Source organism: Desulfobacula sp. (genome assembly GCF_014237455.1).
Taxonomy (GTDB): Bacteria; Desulfobacterota; Desulfobacteria; order Desulfobacterales; family Desulfobacteraceae; genus Desulfobacula.
This window is the reverse complement of sequence record NZ_JABZFL010000083.1, coordinates 1-15392: the sequence shown is the minus strand read 5'-3', so window position 1 is coordinate 15392 and position 15392 is coordinate 1. Positions and strand designations below refer to the sequence as shown.

The following is a 15392-nucleotide window of genomic DNA, read 5'->3' as shown; positions in this document are numbered from 1 at the left end:
TGATGACTTTATGGCTCTGATGCCGCAAAATGTTGACAAGACCCTGCTTGCAGGTCCCGCCGTTTAAATTTATATCTGATTTTCACACGCCTTGAGGGTGTGGTTCCTTAAGCGCTTACCTTTTATAAATCGATACCCAGAACCTTCCTGTTCAAGGATTTGATTTAATTCCTTTATTAAAAATTCATCAATTTGTTGATCCAAAATTTGCATTGTATGTTCTAAAATATTATATGGTACATACCAATCAAATTCGATAAATATTTTTTTTAAAGTATTTTGGCATTTTTGATTAAATACAGGCACCTCATCAATTGGAATTTTTAGGTATTTATAAACACTTTTCGTTATGAATTGGATGTTTTTCCATTTTGTGTTTTTTGAAATAGGTTTTAAAAGAATTTCATTCCAAATATTTTCTAAAAAATAATTCCATAACGAATTCCTCAAATCTTGGTCTATGTCATTTAATTGAATAACTGATTTTGGTATAGTTGCCCCAATCCGATCAGAAAATTTCATAATTATCATCCAATACAATAAGAATTATTTTTGAAGACAGTACGATTTTTAATATGGTTTTTCAACTATTAAAGTTTTAAATCTTTAGATCCGTACGGTATTATGGTTAAAGATTCTGGCATTGAAATTGATAATTATTCATTCATTTACATCAGATAATAAAATCAGATGTACAGACGTCACTCAATCAGCTTTATAGGATATAAACATCAGTATAAGCCATTCTTTCAAAATATTTTTTATAAAGTAAAAAGTTGAAGTGAACACTTCTGGCTATAAACCAAGCTTTTCAGGGATGAAAAAATCCTGTTGACTATCCCTGCCAGTCCACACTTTATTTAAAATCATTCAATCCACAATATAGAGGCTTTATCGAATTTTAAAAATCAAAGAGACTTGTATTAGTCTTTCTAAAATTTTTGAATGAAAAATTATTTTTATTTGTATCGGTTTCGTTAACATTTCACACTGTGGTCTTTGCCTACAACTGCTTAGTGGGATAGGAGATTCAAAAACAATAGCTTGTACATAAGAAAAATGTTGACCATTCCGTTGACCAAACGACAAAAGGCTTCAAGCGGAATCCACCGAAAGCCTTTTATGTCGTGGTGCCCAGGGACAGAATTGAACTGCCGACACGGGGATTTTCAGTCCCCTGCTCTACCGACTGAGCTACCTGGGCTCAAACAACAGAAGGCTTTATATTCTTTTTGACTATCTATGTCAAGGAAAAATGTTTGACAAATTTATGGTTTTATATGTCCCCGAGGATGTGTTGAACCAAGGCACAGCTTGAAATGGAAGCAGTTTCAGCCCTTAAAATTCTGGGGCCGAGGGAATAAGATCGAAATCCTTTTTCTTCTGCTGATTTTATTTCATTTTTTGAAAATCCCCCTTCAGGTCCGATAAGAAGAAGTATTTTTTTATTGGAAGCGGCTTTTTCCAGTGTATTAAGCCGTTGGGTCGCCTTTTTCCAAAACGCAATTTTTAAATCATAGGATGCGGACTGGTTTATCAGTTTTTCAAAAGTCAATGGCTTTGAAATTTGTGGCAGCCTGCTTCTTTGGCACTGTTTCAAAGATTCTCTGGCAATGATTTCCCATCGCTTTTTCCGGTTTTCCATTCTTTTTATATCAGGGGTGGGAATGGATCGTTCACAAAAGAAGGGAATCCATTTTTGGATGCCGAGCTGTGTCAGATGTTTGATGACAAGATCCATTTTTTTGTCTTTCAGCATGCCTGAACCCAGTGTGATGTCAATGGGAGATTCCGTTAAAGAGTCATACTCGTCAATAATATCAAGTTCTATGTTAACAGGGGAGACAAAAGTGATTATTGCTGTAAAATCTTTTCCTTCTCCATTGGTAATTTCGATGCGGTCTCCTTTGTTAAGTCTGAGAACCTTAGAAATATGTTTTGCATCCTGGCCCTGGATATTTGCTTTTGAGGGTATGGTATCGATGTTTTGAATGATAAATTTTTGCATTATGTGATTGTTTAAAACAAAGGATGGACATTGTAAATGGCTTTTTTAAATAGTTGACACTTTGATCTGGCTTTGGTATTTTTTGACGTTCGCAGATATTGACAGCACATTGTTTTTAATATCTTAATCAAGCGAGGACTTTATGGCTGATACGACAGATTGGGATGATGATATTTTAGGTGAAGATGAGACGGATGACAGTATTATCGAACTGACGGATATTGTTAATGAGAGTTCCGACCATACAATTAAAGAAGATGTTATTGAATTGACGGGTATTGTTGAAGCAGATGACCTGATGGATGACCAAATGGACGATCTGGCGGACGATAGTTCGGTCGAACATGACCAGGAGATGGTATCACCTCAAAATTTGACCTTGAGTCCGGAACAATTAGAGGCTGCGTTGGAGAGAGTAATTGAAAAAAAATTTGCCGATAAAATAGAAACAATTCTGTTTGAGGTCATGGAAAAAGTAATTGAAAAAGAAATTGCCAAGATCAAGGAGAGTTTGCAAAAAGAGCTTGACCGGTAGGAAACGTCTAAATTTAGGCGAATTATATATAAAAAAGGTTATGGGGATTCATTAACAAGGTCCCCTTTTTCATTAATATGGGTTTCAGGAGTTGATTTATGGGTTCCGGTTTTCTGGATAAAGGATATGAGCCGTCGGGTATTGAAGAAAAATGGTATAAGCACTGGCTTGATAATGGGTTTTTTAAAGCTGAAGACAAAAGTGATAAAAATTCTTTTTCTATTGTTATTCCGCCGCCAAATGTCACAGGCGTGCTTCATATGGGGCATGCGTTAAATAATGTTATTCAAGATATCATGTGCAGATATAGAAGGCTTTTAGGAGTTAATGTCCTCTGGATGCCGGGAACAGACCATGCCGGAATTGCCACCCAGAATGTGGTTGAAAGAGATCTTGCAGCAAAAGGACAGACAAGGGATCAGCTCGGCAGGGAAGAGTTTATAAAGCAGGTCTGGAAGTGGCGTGAGAAATCCGGTGGCGCTATTATCAACCAGCTTAAAAGACTGGGTGCTTCCTGTGACTGGGACCGTGAACGGTTTACCATGGATGAAGGTCTTTCCGATGCTGTCCGAAAGGTATTTGTAAGGCTTTATAAAGAAGGGCTGATTTATGAAGGACAGTATATTATTAACTGGTGTCCCCGCTGCAAAACTGCCCTTGCTGACCTTGAGGTTGAGTATGAAGAAGAAGACGCATATTTATATTATATCAGATATCCTTTTGTGAATAAAAAACAGGGACTTACCGTTGCAACCACACGGCCTGAAACCATGTTTGGTGATACAGCAGTTGCAGTAAACCCCGATGATGAGCGATTTAAGGAACTTGAAGAAAAAGAAGTGATGCTTCCTTTGACAGACAGGATTATCCCGATTATTAAAGATGATTATGTGGATACCCAGTTTGGAACCGGTGCATTAAAAGTTACCCCGGCCCATGATCCCAATGATTTTCATCTGGGAGAAAAACACGGACTTCAAAAATTAAAAGTAATTGGTGATGACGGACTGATGCTTGACGGTGCCGGGCAATTTAAAGGCCTGGATCGATTTGAGTGCAGGAAAAGGGCAGTTGAAGTACTTACAGAACAGGGACTGCTGGTAAAAAAAGAACCGTTAAAGCACAGTGTGGGTAATTGTTACCGGTGCAGGACAGTGGTTGAGCCCATCATTTCAAAACAATGGTTTGTTAAAGTCGCCCCGCTTGCAAAAAAAGCATCGGATGCTGTTCACAATGGAAGAACCCGGATTATCCCCGACAACTGGTCAAAAACCTATTTTGAATGGATGGACAATATCAGGGACTGGTGTATCTCAAGGCAGATCTGGTGGGGTCACAGAATCCCGGTTTGGAAATGCCCGGCCTGTAAAGAGGTGATTGTTGAAGAGATTGATCCGACGCAATGTCCGGCCTGCGGATCAAAAGAGATTGCGCAGGAGACAGATGTGCTGGACACCTGGTTCTCAAGTGCGCTCTGGCCGTTTTCAACCATGGGGTGGCCGGAAAATACCGATCTTTTAAAGACATTTTATCCCACCAATGTACTGGTAACCGGTTTTGATATCCTCTTTTTCTGGGTTGCCAGGATGATGATGATGGGCACCCATTTTATGGACGAGGTGCCCTTTGATGATGTTTATATCCATGCCCTTGTCAGGGACGAGCATGGTAAAAAGATGAGCAAATCAAAAGGCAACGTCATTGATCCGTTAAAAGTGATTGATGAATATGGTGCAGATGCTTTCAGGTTTACTTTGGCTGCCTTTGCGGCACAGGGGCGCGATGTCAAGATGTCTGAATCAAGGGTGGAAGGATATCGCCATTTTGTTAACAAACTTTGGAATGCATCACGATTTGCCCTCATGCATATTACAGCAAAAGATACCCAAATTGAGTATAAAAAGCTTAATCTGGCCGAAAAATGGATACTTTCACGATGTGCCTATACCTCCCTGGCTGTAAAAGAAGGCATTGAAAACTATAAATTTAACGAAGCCGCATCAGCCGCATACCAGTTTATATGGCATGAGTTCTGTGACTGGTTTCTGGAAACCGCCAAACCCGCGCTTTATGAAAAAGAGGGCGTTCAAAGGAGAGATTGTGCAAGAAGTGTTTTGTCAAAGGTTCTGGAAGATATTCTGATCATGGTTCATCCGTTTATGCCCTTTGTTACCGAGGAAATCTATCATATCCTTCCGGCGACCAAAGGATCTGTTATGGCGGCCTGTTTCCCCTATAATGAAAAAGAATATAAAACCAACAGAAATAAAGCTGTTGAAAAGGAGATGGCCTTTGTTTTTGATCTGATCTCCGGTATTCGGAATATCAGAAGCGAGATGAATATCCAGCCGTCCATGAAAATAAAAGTGCTGGCACATACTATGGATGAAAAGGAAAAAATCAGTATTGCTGAGAATAAATCCATTATTGTAAATCTTGCAACGCTTGAGAGCCTTTATTTTTGTGAAGCGGACAATATCCCTTCATCCAGTGCATCTTCCGTTACCGGGAACACCATATGTTTTGTTTTGCTTGAGGGGGTTGTTGACTTTGATAAGGAGATTAAGCGGCTTGAAAAAGAATTGGATAAGAACACCAAAGAACTTTTGACCGTACAAAAAAGACTTCATAATGAAAGCTTTCTCGAAAAGGCTCCGGAAGAAGTGATCCAGAAAGTAAGAGGTCAGCATAGCGATCTTGAGGAGAAGAATAACAAACTCAAGAAAAATCTTGAAAGAATACAGGAAATGAAGTGATCAATCATGAACACAATTGAAAATATAATCAAATTAGCCCTTTTTGAAGATTCAGGGCTTGGTGATATCACAACAGAATGTATTTTAACTCAAAATTCTTCAGGCAAAGGTGTGATCGTTGCCAAAGAGTCATTTGTTCTTGCCGGAATTGAAGTGGCAAAAAAGGTGTTTAAACTTTTGGATCCTGATTGTGAATTTTTTTCTTCGTTTTCAGATGGTGATTCTATCAAGGAAGGAAAGATTATTCTTAAGGTTCAAGGAGATTTTTTATCCCTTTTAAAAGGAGAGCGGGTGGCCTTGAATTTTTTACAACGACTTTCTGGCATTGCAACGTTAACCCGTGCCTACGTGGAAGAACTAAGCTTTGAGAATGTCCGACTGACAGATACGAGAAAAACCACTCCCGGGTTGCGCAGTCTTGAAAAAGAAGCGGTCAGGGCGGGAGGAGCGCATAACCACCGTATGTCTTTATATGACGGCATTTTGATCAAGGATAATCATATTGCGATTGCAGGCTCCATCAAGAATGCAGTGAGGGCCGTTAAAAACAGAACATCCCATTTAATGAAAATAGAGGTTGAAGTTTCAAATCTCGATGAAGTTAAAGAGGCTCTTGATGCGGGAGCCCACGTGATCATGCTGGATAATATGGATTATGATCAGATGACCGAGGCGGTAAAATATATTAACGGCAGGGCAGTTGTGGAGGCCTCCGGGAATGTCTCTTTAGAAACACTGAACAAAATTGCAGCTACAGGTGTAGATGTGATCTCCTGTGGTGCGCTCACCCATCAGGCAAGATCTGTGGACTTAAGTATGCGGATCGATACGACCTGAGTCCTGTCTGTAAAAAATACTTTAAAGAAAATCAGGAGTCTGCAACAAGATAGGTTAATTTATTCCTGCCGGTATCCTTTGCTTTATAGAGGGCTTTATCGGCCCGTCTGATAAATGATTTGAAATCTTCCCCTTCCACAAGTTCGGTAGCACCGACACTGACAGTGATTGATGTTTTGATGCCCGGTTCAGGCTCAAATATTTGAGAGCCGATCTGGTCTTTTATTCTTTCCCCCACTAAACAGGCTTTTTGAAGCCTGGTTTCCGGCAAAAGAATGATAAACTCTTCTCCACCATATCGATAGGCTGTGTCCATGGATCTCATACAGGGTTTGATGGTTTTCCCAATCCCCATGAGTACCTTGTCCCCGTCAAGATGCCCCCAGGTATCATTATAGTTTTTAAAGAAATCAATATCCAGGATCAGTAAAGACAGGGCTCGTGAATATCGTTTGTATCGGTCGATTTCAATTTTTATCTGGGAAAAAAAATGCCGTGAATTATAAAGTCCTGTTAATGCATCGGTAATGGCAAGTTTTCTAAGTCTCTTTAAGAGGTCGGCACGTTCTTTTTTAAACTCGGCTTCCCTTAAAACTCTATGAATTCGTAAATTCAGTTCTTCAAAACGAAACGGTTTGAAAACAAAATCGCTGGCCCCTGCCTGAACCGCCTTCTCATACGAGTATTCGGCACTGTAACCGGTCATGACCATAACATCAATATCATATAATTCTTTTATTCTGCGGGTGAGTTCCAGCCCGTCTATGCCCTGCATCATAACATCTGTCAGCACAACATCTGCTTTAAATGAATTGAGTGTTTCCAATGCCTCATACGCATTTAAAGCGGTTTTGACCTCATAGTTCTGAAGTTTTAAATATTTTTTTACAGATTTTTTAATTGCAGTATCGTCATCAACAACCAGAATAGAATATGTCACAAGTTTTTTCTCCAAAGTTATGTTTTACTGTGTGAGCTTTTCTTGACTCTTTTCAACTCAATTGATAGATATATCTCTTAGCCGTATACTGGGTTTTTGTCAATATATTAATTTGGAGAACAATTGAAGTTAAATATAAAAAATATTCGAAATTTCAGCATTATTGCCCATATCGATCATGGGAAGTCAACTCTGTCTGACAGATTGATCCAGCTTTCCGGCATTATCTCGGAAAGGGATATGAAAGATCAGATACTGGATTCCATGGACATTGAAAGAGAAAGGGGCATTACCATTAAAAGCCAGACCGTATCGCTTCCCTATACAGGAGAGGATGGTACCCCATACCTTTTAAATCTGATCGATACGCCGGGGCATGTGGATTTCTCATATGAGGTATCAAGGGCGCTTGCATCCTGTGAAGGGGCGTTGATACTGGTGGATGCAAGCCAGGGGGTTGAAGCCCAGACCCTGGCAAACTTATACCTTGCCATGGAGCATGATCTGGAAATTATACCGGTGATTAATAAGATAGATCTGCCGTCTGCTGAAATTGACTGGGCCAGAGATCAGATTGAAGAAGATCTGGGGCTGAATTCTGATGATGCCCAGTTGGTGTCAGCAAAAGCGGGAACGGGTGTGGATAAAATTTTTCAGGCCGTTGTTGATGGAATCCCGGCGCCTGTTTCAAAGGAAGATTCTGTTTTTAGGGCACTGATATTTGATTCCCATTATGATGCATTCAGAGGAACCATCATTCATTTCAGAATTTTTGACGGCAGTATTCAAAAAGGAGATAAGATCCAGTTCATGTCCAATGATGCCCAGTACAAAGTTGAAGAGGTGGGATTATTCCAGATAGAGCGGCGACCTGAAAAACAACTTGTGGCAGGGCAGGTGGGATATTTTATTGCAGGGATTAAAAATATCAGTGATGTAAAAATCGGTGATACCGTTACCATGGCTGATAAACGGTGTGACAAAGCCATGGAGGGCTTCAGGGAACCGACACCGGTTGTTTTTTCATCCATGTATCCAGTGGCATCTGATGATTATGGAGAACTTACCGAAGCTTTGGAAAAACTCAAGCTCAATGATGCCTCGTTAATTTATGAAAAAGACAGTTCCGCTGCCCTCGGGTTTGGATACCGATGCGGTTTTTTGGGTCTTTTACATCTCGAAGTAGTTCAGGAACGGCTTGAAAGGGAATATAATGTTTCTCTTATTCTTACATCACCTTCTGTTATGTACGAGATTACATATATGGATGGGTCGGTGAAAATTATTGATAACCCGGTCCAGTATCCTGACCCGGGGGAAATCACCAAAGTCAGGGAACCTTTTATAAACGCTTCTATCATTGTACCGGATAAATATATGGGCAATGTCATGCAGGTCTGTCATGAATTTCGAGGCGTCAGTAAGAATTACCAGTATTTGACCAGTAACCGCATGGAAATGAAGTTTGAACTGCCGCTGGCCGAGGTGGTGTATGAGTTTTATGACCGGCTCAAAAGTGTTACCCAGGGATACGGATCATTTGATTATGAAATAGCTGGATACCAGGAGACCGACCTTGTAAAGCTGGATTTCCTTATTAACGGGGAACGGGTGGATGCCCTGTCCCAGCTTATTCACCGGGACAAAGCTGAAGCAAGGGCCAGAACGGCTTGTAAAAAATTGAGAGAAGAAATACCCAGACAGCAGTTCAAAATACCCATCCAGGGCGCCATTGGAGGGAAAATCATTTCCAGGGAAACCATATCAGCCTTCAGAAAAGATGTGACTGCAAAATGCTATGGTGGTGATATTTCACGAAAGAGGAAACTTCTTGAAAAACAGAAAAAAGGCAAAAAACGAATGAAGATGGTCGGATCTGTTGAAATTCCACAGTCTGCATTTCTTTCTGTCTTGAAAACAGATTAATGTAAAGCAGCCTTTTTATTCGTTCATTTTTTCAAGCCTGTACCGGAGTGTTGCCCGTGACAGGCCTAATAATCTGGCTGCCTTAGAAACATTGTTATCTGAAGTTTTCATCGCATACTTGATACAATAGCCTTCCAGATTTTCCAGACTGAGCCCCTGCTCATCAATTATCCTAGGAATCAGTGTGTTCATATTCATATGCTCAAATGATTTTTCCTGGGATTCATTGAGAATGAGATGGCTACTGGTGATTTGAGATCCCTTGCAAAGAATCATGGCACGCTCAAGAACATTTTTCAGTTCCCTGATATTTCCTTTCCAGGGATATTGGATCAGCTTTTTTATTGCTTTCTCTGAAAGTTCCGGCGGTTTCCTGCCAAATGCGTTTGAGAATTTCTGGATAAAATGATTGGATAGTTTTGGGATATCTACTTTTCGTTCTCTTAATGGTGGAATATGAATGGGGAACACATTGATTCGGTAAAAAAGATCTTCCCGGAACCGTTTTTCTTCAACCATTTTTTCAAGATCTTTATTGGTTGCCGCAATGACCCTGACATCCGCTTTAATAGTTTTGCCTCCACCAAGCCGCTCGTACTCCCCGGTTTCAAGTATGCGCAGAAGCTTTGCCTGGACATCAAGCTCCATATCTCCAATTTCATCTAAAAAGAGTGTACCACCGGAAGCCAGTTCAAATTTTCCCATTGTTCTTTTGTGGGCACCGGTAAACGCTCCTTTTTCGTATCCGAACAATTCGGGTTCCATGAGCGTAGAGGGAATCGCTGCACAATTTACGGTTAAAAACGGGCCGCTGGAGCGGGGACTGTTGATATGAGTGGCACGGCTTAGAAGTTCCTTTCCGGTTCCGCTTTCTCCCGTTATCAGAACGCTTGTATCTGTGTTGGATACAATTCCCGCAAGTTTCAGTACTTCACATATATTGGGGGAATTCCCAACAATATTTTTAAATGTATACCGATCCTCAATTTCCTGTCGAAGATACCGGACCTCATAGGTCAGGCGACTGATTTTTAATGCTTTTATAACGCTGGAACGCAATTTTTCTTCTTTAAAGGGTTTGGTAACATAGTCAAACGCTCCTTTTTGAATGGCCTTGACTGCATTTTCAATAGACCCATAGGCGGTAATGACAATCACCGGGATTTCAGGATCTTTTTTTTTGATGGTTTGAAGCACTTCCATTCCATTAACTTTGGGAAGTTTTAGATCCGTGATCACAAGGCTAATCATCTCGTTTTCAAATATGTTGATTGCCTGTTCACCGTCAACGGCTTCATGGATGTGAAGATCCAAATCGGAAAGCTGCATCACAATAACCTGACGCATCCTTTCTTCATCTTCGACTAATAATACATTAGCTGGCATGTGTATTCTCCTGTAACAATAGAGGGAACAATAGCTTAAACCGGGTCCCTTTCCCTGGTGTACTTTCGATTTTAACCTGCCCTTTGTGGGATTTGATAATCTGGGAAACAATAGACAACCCGAGCCCGATACCGTCATCCCGGAAACTGACAAAGGGATCCAGAATTTTTTCCATTTGTTCATCGCTGATACCACAACCCTGATCCATGATAGATACCGTCAGATAATCAGGGTTGTGCTGGATTAACCCCTTGATGGGAATTATTGCCGCATCAATGCTTTCTTTTCCTTTTTCAATATTGATCTTGACGGTAACGGTTCCGCCGTCGGGCATAGATTGCATCGCATTTAAAAAGATATTCCAGAACACTTCCTTTATCTGATCCGGATCAGCCAGAATAGTCGGGGCCATACTAAGAAAATCTCGATCTATTCTATACCCTTTTTCAGCAAACCGTTCTTCTGTGGAGATAAGAATCTCTTCAAGAAGATCAGTGATATCAATCCGCTGAAAATTTGGAGAAGCAGGTTTGGCAAAATCAAGGAATGCTGTCAGGGTTTTGTTAAGCCTCTCCACTTCTTTTATAATAAAATCGGCTGCCTTTTCCCTCATCTCCATGGGGCGATTAGAGTTTGATACCACCTGTGCGGATCCAAGGATGATTCCTAAAGGGTTTTTAATTTCATGGGCGATACCGGCGGTCATTTGCCCTACAGCTGCCAGCTTCTCCTTTTGAGCAAGCTCGGCATAGGTTTTTTCCAATTCACGGGTGCTTATCTCCAGGGAAGATGCCATTTGATTAAAGGAACCGGCCAAGGCAGAAGCAATATCAGGATCATTAATATTCACTTTATATTCAAGATCTCCACTGGAAATTCTTTCAATTCCTTTTTTGAGAATGTTCAAGGGGCTGACAATAGTCATGGCAAGAAGATAGCTTAAAAAACTGGAAAGGAAAATGCCTGCAATGACCAGGGAAATAATCGCCTGTTTAATGGCTTTTACATTTTCCAGAAAATCTGAAACCGGCAAGGTAACACCAACTGTCCAGTCGTTTCCGGGATAATCCGTATAGGCTGTGAAAAACCGATCTCCTTGAAATGAGGACATGCCAAAGGTCTTGTTTTTTTGATTCAGGTCGGTGAGGCAGGTTCTTAAAAGATCAATATGATAGGAATTCCAGGGAAGCTGAACAAGTGATGGATGGGCTATAACCCGGCCTTGTTTGTTTTCGAATATGTAGGCAAACCCCTGTTTGCCGATTTTTATTTTTTTTAAAAACCGTGAAAATGAAGAGATATCAATATCAATTCCACAGACCGCAGTGATAGCCCCGGCTGTATCGTAAATTGGGACAGACACAGTCATACCGGGTTTTTGTGTGGATGCAAACAGATAAACATTAGTCCAGTGGACATCTTTTGTTTGTATGGCACCCCGGTACCATGGCCTGACACGCGGGTCAAATGTTTTGTGAACTTCGGGGATCTGTGCCGGTGCCATTAAAAAACGACCTGTTTCATCCCCGAAATTGATGTTGAAAAATTCAGGGTGTTCCTGCTGAAACAGGTGAAGATATCTAAGAATTTCTTTGTCATCAGAATGGTTGATTAAATCATTTTCAAAAAAAGATTTAATCAGTTTCGCATTATAGGTATGGTGGGATAAGAAAGATTCCACCCGTTTTGAAATCTGGACTGCTGTGCCAAGGGCATATTGCTGCATTTGCTTTTCAGCAACCCTTCTGGCCTGAAGATAGCAAAAATAACCGGTTCCGGGAATCACAATGACGATGATCAGAGTCAGCGCCAAGAATACCCTGACCTGAAAAGAGTGCCAGAAAATACTTAAGTTTTCTCTTAACCACATAAAGGGCTAATACTCCTTTGCATTGTTTCTTATCTCCCTTTCCAGGTATGGGTTGGCAATGTTAAGGGCCAAATATTTTTCAATATATGGCATTGCTATTTGAGCATATCTTTCATCCTGTAACAATAATTTGATGGCAAGCCCTGTCGGAACACTATTTTGATAGTTCTTCCACAAGAGATCAAAAGCGTTAAACACTTCGTTCCTGTTTGGAGCATGCCGAATGATTTCCAACAGTGCAAGGCTGGCCCATTGCTTGTTTGTTGTATTCTTTGTCGGTTGTTTTCCCGTGACGGTTACGGGGTAAACCAGGCTGACCCAGGGAACCGGTGAAGATATCCCCATTTGAAAATTCGGATAAGTTTTTACAATATGCCGGAAATACGGAATCCCGATTTTTTTTTCTTTTAGCAGGTCACAGTGAATCCACCCAAGATACCAGTTGGCTTTTACAAGAATTTGCGGATATTCCTTAAAGTTTTTAATCACATTACGATAATCTTTAATGGCATTGTAATAATCCTGCCTTGCTGCAAACCTGTAATCATAGCCAAGATTCATATAAGCGAGACCAAGGGCGGCATTGCCGCATTGAAGCCTGGCTTCAGGGAAAAATTTGAACAGGATTTTTAAGGCCGCCCTTTTTTCTTCAGGATTAGGGAATCCTGATTTGGCATAGTTTAACTGGCCCTGGGCTGTTGGAAATTGGGGGATTTTAAATCCTTGAAAAGAGACGACCGGCGGATCAGATTTGGGTAACGAAAGAGATGTGGGTTCATCGCTGCAACCATTTAATACCAGGGCAGCTAAGAACAGTAAAAAGATAATTATTATAGCAAGTGGTTTTTTCATTCAATTCAATTTAATAATTCTGGAAAAATTAATCTGTCAGACAAATATCACAGAGTCCGATAGATATACAAGCCTTGTATCTGCAAGAATACTGCCAAATAGTATCAGGTGAGTAATTAACAGAGATCAAGGCTTTGGTTAAATGGTCTTTTGTTGTGTTTTTTTAATCATTTCTTGACTTCAATGTGATATTTTATTTAAAATGTGAAAATGCATGAAAAGTCAAAGCAAGCATAGCAAATTTTATTTGAAATAATTTTTATATCAGGGAGAACTATTATGATCTCTTTCAAAATCGCAAAGCCGGTGTGGTCAATTTTGGTTGTGTTTATGATTTTGGGTTTTTGTTGTGTTCCTGCAAATGCCCTTGATATTCTTATCGGTACCTCAAAGGCCGGAACGTCTTCTCATTTTACCGGCCGTCTGATTGAAAGGGTTGTCAGCAAACAGGTTAAGGATATCAATTGCAAGACAGTGCCCGCATCCGGAGATATTCACAATCTTACAAATCTCTTGCAGGGATCTCTGGATATCGCATTAATCGATTCACGCATGTTGCATGATGCAATAAATAAAATCGGAAATTTTCGATTCTTTGATATCAATTATCATGACTTAACTGTTCTTGTCCCTCTTTATGATGTGCCGGTTACCCTTATTGTGGGCGATAATGTCGGTATCACAAATTTGGACGGTCTCAAAGGGAAACGGATAAACATTGGAGCACCTCTATCCCTTCAACGTCTTTCGATTGAAACAATTTTAGCGGCAAAAAATTGGTCAAAAAATAATTTTAGCCTGGTGGCTGAAATTTCCGATTCCCAGTCACAGGACACCATGGCCTTTTGTCACGGTACCATAGATGCAATGATCCATGTTGGTGTACACCCTGATCCCTCATTGCAACAGCTATTTAAGCTCTGTAAAGCAAAAACAGCAGATATGAATGATACTGATATTCAAAACCTTGTTCATCGTCATCCAGCCTTTTCAAAATTTACCATTCCCTCGGGAACCTATCCTTCTCAGACAAGTGACATCATAACATTTGGAACACAGACTCTTCTGGTAGCATCACAAAACCTTGATGAAGAAACAGCATATGCCATCCTCAATGCTATATACAGAAATCATAAAAAATTTTCCAATGCACACCCTTCACTAACATTAAAAAAGCCGGACATAAAGCAAATGAGCTATGCTGGCATAAAACTGCATGCAGGAACCTTGAAATATTTTTCCGGGCAGTGATAAATTATTTAGAAAGCTTGATGTTTGAACTTTTGTTGTTCGTAAGGACCTTTCCGCTTATGGCATGAAAATTGCTACAGATTTTAAATTTAAATTGGTTTTAATTTTAATAGGATAAAACTATTTAGCCAAATGATGAAGACACAAAGATTCAATCATTTTTTATTTCTATCAACTCCTTTCACAATAGGTGAATTTCATGGACTATGAATGTATTATTTATGAAAAAAAAGACAAGATTGCCCTGATCAAACTGAACAGGCCTAAGGTGCTCAATGCAATGAACCGGCAACTCTGGATTGAGATGCAGGATGCCCTTGAGACTGTAAAACAGGACAATGACATTAAGGCGCTAATCATCACCGGTGAAGGCAGAGCTTTTTCAACCGGGGCTGACCTTAAGGATTCAAAAGACAGAAGCATTGAAGACTACAGAATATATCTTGAATCTTTACAGGAAGCATCAAGAAAGATCATACGGTTTGAAAAACCGATTATTGCAGCAATTAACGGTTACGCGCTGGGTTCCGGTTATGAGCTTGCCCTGGCCTGTGATATCAGGATTGCTGCTAAAGAGGCGCTTATCGGATCTCCTGAGGCAAGAGTAACTTCATCTGTAACGGGTGGTGCATTCCGTCTTGTTCAGGACCTGGTCGGCCCGGGCAAGGCAAGAGAACTTCTTTTTACTGCGGAAAATATTACTGGAGAAGAAGCTGAGCGTATTGGCCTGGTTAATAAAGCCGTACCGTTGGATGAGTTAATGGATAAAGCAATTGCTATGGCCGAAAAAATTGTTGCCAACTCGTCTTTTTCCTTGAAACTTATTAAAAAGGGATTTCTCATGGCTCAGGGAGAAAGCAGTCTTGAGGCATTGATGGATTATGAGATTGAGGCATGCCTCGCCTGTGTTTCAACAAAGGAAAGAGAACAATCTTTAGATACTTTTGAGCAGAGAAAAAAATAACCAAAGGAAAAAAACAATGTTAGATAAAGTGCTCAACGCCAAATCCGTTGCCATCATCGGCGCATCA

Annotated in this window: 12 protein-coding genes and 1 tRNA gene; 6 read left to right on the top strand and 7 right to left on the bottom strand. The window is 40.3% G+C overall.

Features of this window, described 5'->3' with window-relative positions; all coding sequences use genetic code 11:
- Positions 1–69: 69 nt before the first annotated feature.
- The 3 genes from HGJ91_RS12220 to HGJ91_RS12210 form a co-directional block, all read right to left on the bottom strand.
- Positions 70–522: an AbiJ-NTD4 domain-containing protein gene (locus HGJ91_RS12220; RefSeq protein WP_291348043.1), complete on the bottom strand. Its 453-nt coding sequence runs from the start codon at positions 520–522 to the stop codon at positions 70–72.
- 606 nt (positions 523–1128) lie between these two features.
- A tRNA-Phe gene (locus tag HGJ91_RS12215) sits at positions 1129–1204 on the bottom strand.
- 72 nt (positions 1205–1276) lie between these two features.
- Positions 1277–2008 (bottom strand): 16S rRNA (uracil(1498)-N(3))-methyltransferase, encoded by a 732-nt coding sequence (locus tag HGJ91_RS12210; RefSeq protein ID WP_291348042.1) that lies wholly within the window; start codon positions 2006–2008, stop codon positions 1277–1279.
- A 142-nt stretch (positions 2009–2150) separates the two neighbouring features.
- On the opposite strand from HGJ91_RS12210, the gene HGJ91_RS12205 reads away from it, so the two are divergent.
- The 3 genes from HGJ91_RS12205 (at position 2151) to nadC (ending at position 6136) form a co-directional block, all read left to right on the top strand.
- On the top strand, positions 2151–2543 hold the full coding sequence (locus HGJ91_RS12205; protein ID WP_291348041.1) for a hypothetical protein: 393 nt from the start codon (positions 2151–2153) through the stop codon (positions 2541–2543).
- Between the two features lie 98 nt (positions 2544–2641).
- Positions 2642–5299 carry a valine--tRNA ligase gene (locus tag HGJ91_RS12200; protein WP_291348040.1) on the top strand — a complete coding sequence of 886 codons (2658 nt, stop codon included), beginning with the start codon at positions 2642–2644 and terminating at the stop codon, positions 5297–5299.
- Between the two features lie 6 nt (positions 5300–5305).
- Positions 5306–6136 (top strand): carboxylating nicotinate-nucleotide diphosphorylase, encoded by an 831-nt coding sequence (nadC, locus tag HGJ91_RS12195; RefSeq protein WP_291348039.1) that lies wholly within the window; start codon positions 5306–5308, stop codon positions 6134–6136.
- A gap of 31 nt (positions 6137–6167) precedes the next feature.
- On the opposite strand, the gene HGJ91_RS12190 is transcribed toward nadC, so the two are convergent.
- Positions 6168–7076 carry a diguanylate cyclase gene (locus tag HGJ91_RS12190; protein WP_291348038.1) on the bottom strand — a complete coding sequence of 303 codons (909 nt, stop codon included), beginning with the start codon at positions 7074–7076 and terminating at the stop codon, positions 6168–6170.
- 123 nt (positions 7077–7199) lie between these two features.
- On the opposite strand from HGJ91_RS12190, the gene lepA reads away from it, so the two are divergent.
- Positions 7200–9002, top strand: a complete 1803-nt coding sequence (lepA, locus tag HGJ91_RS12185; RefSeq protein ID WP_291348037.1) for a translation elongation factor 4 — start codon at positions 7200–7202, stop codon at positions 9000–9002.
- Positions 9003–9017: 15 nt separating this feature from the next.
- On the opposite strand, the gene HGJ91_RS12180 is transcribed toward lepA, so the two are convergent.
- From HGJ91_RS12180 to HGJ91_RS12170, 3 genes are read right to left on the bottom strand one after another with little or no spacing between them, the layout of a single operon-like run.
- Complete coding sequence (locus tag HGJ91_RS12180; RefSeq protein ID WP_291348036.1) at positions 9018–10388, bottom strand: sigma-54 dependent transcriptional regulator; 1371 nt, start codon at positions 10386–10388, stop codon at positions 9018–9020.
- Entirely contained in the window at positions 10378–12258 is a 1881-nt protein-coding gene (locus HGJ91_RS12175) for a cache domain-containing protein (protein WP_291348035.1), read from the bottom strand. Before HGJ91_RS12175 ends, HGJ91_RS12180 begins: the two co-directional genes overlap by 11 nt.
- Positions 12259–12264: 6 nt before the next feature.
- Positions 12265–13110 carry a hypothetical protein gene (locus HGJ91_RS12170; RefSeq protein WP_291348034.1) on the bottom strand — a complete coding sequence of 282 codons (846 nt, stop codon included), beginning with the start codon at positions 13108–13110 and terminating at the stop codon, positions 12265–12267.
- Positions 13111–13389: 279 nt separating this feature from the next.
- Between HGJ91_RS12170 and HGJ91_RS12165 the strand changes: the two genes are divergently transcribed.
- Entirely contained in the window at positions 13390–14361 is a 972-nt protein-coding gene (locus tag HGJ91_RS12165; RefSeq protein ID WP_291348033.1) for a TAXI family TRAP transporter solute-binding subunit, read from the top strand.
- Positions 14362–14560: 199 nt separating this feature from the next.
- On the top strand, positions 14561–15325 hold the full coding sequence (locus tag HGJ91_RS12160) for an enoyl-CoA hydratase/isomerase family protein (RefSeq protein ID WP_291348032.1): 765 nt from the start codon (positions 14561–14563) through the stop codon (positions 15323–15325).
- Positions 15326–15392: the final 67 nt, after the last annotated feature.